General features: G+C 71.2%; 1 protein-coding gene. It reads left to right on the top strand.

Going from position 1 to position 5,175, the window contains the following annotated elements:
- The coding region (locus tag JZ791_RS43430) for a hypothetical protein (protein ID WP_216903708.1) at positions 1 to 5,175 on the top strand (5,175 nt) is incomplete at both ends.

Below are 5,175 nucleotides of genomic sequence, written 5' to 3'. Positions count from 1 at the left end.
GGCCACGACAACCGAAGCGCCACAAAACGACCCGAACCGCGGCAAATGCGCCGAGCTGGCGCTGAAGCTGATCCAGCGGCGAACCGGCAGCAAGTGGATCCGAATGTTCGACCGCGAGGTCGGCCTCGAGGGCGTCACCGGTAAGGAACTCGAACGAGCCGCCTTCGGCCAGCTGCGCCCGACCGATCACACCGCGCTCGACCGCTGGCTGCGCAAGAAGGGCAACGGCCACTACGTCCTGGTCGTCGACGAATACACCGGCGGCGCACACGCATACGTCATGGGACGGGAGAACGGCAAAACCGTTGTGCGGGACCCGTCCACCGGCAAGGTGCACGACTACCCGCCCGCCGTACCGATGCGACTGCACAGTACCCACGCGATCCTGTTCGACAAGAAGGGCCGTCCGGTCCACCCGCTGATCCGTGTGGGCGCCTACGCCAAGCACGCCCAGTCGGCGCTGCCGGACACCGTACGGATCGGCCAAGCACTCGACGACCACGCCGGACAACTGCGAATGCTGTTGCGCGACAGTCCGACCGGGCGCAAGATTCTGCGGGCGTGGGACAGTGGGCTGTTCCGCGGCGAGTTCGACGACGAGCCGGGCGCCGACGGCCGCTCCGCCGGATTCGGCCGCGGCACGCTCACCGCCGTCGTGCACACCTCCGATGAGAATCTCGTCGGGCACGCGCTGCGGCTGGCACACGAGAGCGTGCACGCCGAACGATTCGCCGCGGGCACCTCGGCGCTCGAACGGGTGCGTGATCTGTCCGAAGCGGATTTCGTGCGGGAGATGGTCGCCGAGGAGTCCGAGGCGACCGGTCGCCGGTTCCGGCTGGCCGCCGAACTACGAGAGGCCGGGCTGCACGTCCCCGAACACGAGCTCGAACCGGTCTACCGCGACGCGTATGACCGCGCGCTGGCGGCCTTCGCCTCGGCCGACCCCTTGACGCTCGAACAGCGACAGGACGTGGCCCACAACGCGGCGGTCGACCGGCTGCACGAACTGGTGGGCACCAACCTCACCGACGACAGCGGCAAGAACTACCGCACCTACTACAGCGAGCACTGGCGCACGATCCATCCGGTGCAGGCATCGCCGGCCGACTACCTCCAGGCCCCCGGCAGCACCGAGTCGCCGAGCGACTACCGGCACGTCCCCGACAGCTCCGAGCTGATCGATACCCTGCGCCTGGAATCGATCGAACGCCACATCGCCCAGGTTCGCCTCGACGAGCACACCGCCGCCTACGACCGCCTCGCGGACCGGCTCGGACTGGATCGCCACGACCCCACCATGAGCCGGGACATGGTGCGGTACCTGGTCTCCGATCGGCTGCGCTTCGTCGAGGCCGAGCTGTCTCGCGACGATCTGCCGGTGGACGCCCGCGCGCCGCTGCTGCGCCGCCGGCACGACCTGTTGTCGCTGGTGGATGCGGGAGATCGGGTCCACAATGCCCAGGGCGAATTCGACCGGCTGGCCGTGCGGGTGACCGCACGGGCCGCGGGCGACGTGCTCGCCGCCGAGATCCGCGGTCACGACGGCGCGGCCCGGTACGGCGACCACTTCGCCGTGCTGCCCGGTGATCCGGTCAGGGTGCTGATCGCGGCCGCCCCGGGCGACCACCAGCGCGTACTGCGCGAGGCCCCGCCGCAGGTGAGCCAGGCGCTGAATCGTCCTGGGGCGCAGCGCGAGTATGTCAACGTGCGGACTCGGCGCGACGGGCAGGTCCGGGTGTACGTCACCGACCGGCCGCACGAGGCCGTCGACGAGCCGGTGGCGCCGATCGAGCCCGAGAACCTCGCGGCGGCGGCCTCCGCGGAGAAGGTGGCGAGCCTGCGCGGGGAACTGGCCCGCAGCGAGGTGGGCCGCTGGGCGCTCGGCGTGCTGGATCAGCACGGGGTGCGGATCGGGCACGCGTCCGTCGGCGGCGACCGCTACGAGCCCGCGTACAACCGGCTCACCCTGGATGTCGGCGGCAGCGACACCCGGCAACTGGCGGCGATGGTTCACGCCGCCGTTCACGTCGATCTGGGGCACCGGCACGACGATCCGGCCGAATCCACCGGCCACGATCCGCATGCCGACGCGGAGTTGCTCGGCGGGGAGCCGGGGCCCTATGTGGAGCGGATGCTCGCTGAGGAAACCGACGCGCACGCCATGGAAATCGCGGCCATCGCGCAGCTGAACCGCCCGGATTTCCCGGTGACACCGATGGAACAGGCCTACGTCGACGCCTACCGGGCGGCACGTGAGCAGGCGCACGGCGACGATCCCTCGCTGCCCGCAAGCGAATTGGACCGCATCGCCAATGCCGCCGGCGTCGCCGCGCTGGAGCCGCTGGTCCGGACGCATCAGCCGCACGGCGACGGGCGAACCTATTCGGATCTGTACCACCAAGCGTGGCGGCGGGCGCACGGTCCGCACACAGCCGCCCCGGACGAGCCCGTCACCGCCGCGCCGCGGGATGAGCCGGAATACACCCCAGGCTCCCCGGCCTACCGCAACTTCTACGGCGGCAGCAGGGAATTCGGCGTCCGCGGCTATGTCGACGAGCACGGCGTGCTGCACGCGGAGATCCGCGTCGGCCCCGGCACCCCGACCGGCTTCGAGATGTTCGCGGATCTGAAGGCCGCGCTCGGCGATCAGGTCCGGTCCGTGCAGGACATCTGGTCGGCCGGCGGCTACCTCGGCGACCAACTGGACATGTTCAACGCCGGCCTCCAGGACCTCTCGCTCACCCCGGAGGAGGCGGCCCTGCGCACTTTCACGGGCATCCTGGCCAAACGCGCGGGACTCACCGAGGTCACCTTCGGCGATCCGCAGGAGGCCGCGGAGCTCGGCCCGGCCTACAGCGCTTTCGAGGGCGCACCCGGCGAATACACCAGCGTCACCGTCCGATTCAGCCGCCCCGGCGAGCCGACACCGGAGATCGCGCAACAGACTCCGGAACCGTCCGCGCCGGAGTCCGTTGCACCCGAAAGGGGTTCGCAGTCGGTCGACTCGCACGCGGTCCCGGACGGCACCGTGTTGTTCGAGGGCGAGCTGCCGGACGGGGAGGGCGCGACGCCGCTGTATCGCGGCATCCCGCGCCTGCTGCCGGACGGCTCGGTCAACCCCGCCTACGAGGCGGCGCTCACCGGCCGGGTGGCGCCTCGGGGCACCGTCGATGCGACGGCCGAACAGCACGTCTGGAACATGTCGGACGTCAGCGATTCGACGTCGTGGTCGCGCGTGCGCAGTGTCGCGGAGACGTTCGCGCAGCGCGACGGCGTGATCGTGGAGTGGCGGACCGGAGCGCCGCCGGAGGGCGCGAACTGGCGATTCAAGCCGGTCTACGATGGGAACGAGTTCCAGCAGGTCCTGATCCAGGGCACGCTCACCGGTGTGCGTACGGTGCGGTACGTCGCGCCGGAGGCTGGGCGGCCCGCCGACGCTGTGCGGACTCCCGAGAGCCCCGGACAGCGACCGCGAGCCGCGGCGCAGGACTCCGAAGCGCCGCAGATCCCCGAACTGCCGCCGCGCGGAACCGGTTCCACCCCTGGGGATTCGGCGCAGGACCCGGTCGAGCGCGCCTCGCGGATCGTGCTGCGGATGCGCGCGGCCAACGCCGACTGGGACGCGCGCGCGGCCGCCCGCCATGCCGCGGCGCTGCGCGAGCACGCCACCTGGATGGCCGAACACGATGGTCCCGGCCCTGAGAGCACCGAGGCGTGGTCCGCGCGCATGGCGGCCGAGCAGGCCGAATGGGAGGCACGCGGAGCCGCTGAACACGCCGATCGGATGTGGGAGTTCGCCGGCGGGCGCGATGCGGAACCGGCGCCGGACGCCGAATCCACCGGCGCCGAATCGAACTCCGATGAATCACAGTGGGCGCGGGAGCAGCAGGCCCAGTTGCGAGCATGGAGCCTGCAACAGCGTCTGGAGCTGGCCGAGTGGCGCGCCCGGATGGCGGCCGAACATGCCGATCGAATGGGAGAGCTTGCCGGTCACCGTGATCCGCAGGCGGCCTCCGCGCCCACGCGGAATCCGGCGGTGGCGCCCGGCACGGTTGCCGACCCGTCCGCAGGGCCCGGCGCCGGCACACCGGCGCCGGTCCGGACTGAAGGCGCGCTACCGCACCGGCTGCAACGGATCGGGCAGGGACAGATACACGAGCTGTCGGAGCCGGCTCGATCGCAGGTCCAGGCGCTGGCCACGGCCCGGGCGGCGCTGACACGGGATCTGGCGCCGCTGCGCAGCCGGGTGATCTTCGCCGCGCAGTCCGAGGACCTGGGCGCGAACGTGCCCGAACTGCTCAGCGACCGGTATATGACGGAGATCGAACGCCTGCGGGCCGAATCGGGCGCACAGGAGGCCGACCGGCAGGCGGCGATCACCGAGCTGGAGACGGCGGCAAGGGCTTTCGTCGAACACCGGTCCCGCGTCTTCGCCCTGACCGACGAGATCGGCCGGATCGCCGGCGACGATCTCCTGCGCTCCAGGAACGCCGGGATCGTCGCGGACAACGTCGGCCTGCTCGAGGGCGACCCGCCCCTGATCCTGGTGGCCGCCCCGCAGTCGGACCATACGGACGGTTCCCCGCACGAGGCGCTGGTGCGCGCCGCGCTGCGATCGGAATCCGGTCCCGAACTCGCCGCCGCGCTGCAACATCCGGACGCCACGATCGAATGCTGGAGTGTGGCCGCCGATCCCGCAGGCCAGGTGACCGTGCGGCCGTTGGAGCCGCTCTCGGTGGAACTGTTCCGCGAAACCGCTGCGCCGACAACCACACCCGAGCAACACGGCACGGCCGGCGAGATCGCGCTGAACGATACGCAACGCACCGCCTACCTCACCCCCGAACAGCGTGCACAGCACGGCCGCTTGCTGATCGAGCGCGCCGAGGCGGTCGCGCGGCGCGAGGAGCTACGTGACCAACGGGACTCGCTGGCCGCACGACTACCGGTCGAGCGCCACGACGACTGGGCGGCCCTGCGCCCGGGCGAAAACCTGGACCGCACACTGGAGGAACTGCGCAACCAGACCATGCCGCTGTCCGAGATGGCCCGCAAGCACGCCGAGATCGACGCGCTGGAACGGCTGTCGCGCGACTACCAGCAGGCCGTCGACGACGTCGCACGCCTCGACGCCCTGCTGGCCGAACTGGAAGCGGCCCCCGCCCCGGAAACGCC

Origin of the sequence: Nocardia alni (genome assembly GCF_019038435.1) — a bacterium.
Lineage (GTDB): Bacteria > Actinomycetota > Actinomycetes > Mycobacteriales > Mycobacteriaceae > Nocardia > Nocardia alni.
The sequence above is the reverse complement of the archived record's forward strand: the minus strand, read 5'-3'. Positions and strand labels throughout refer to the sequence as shown.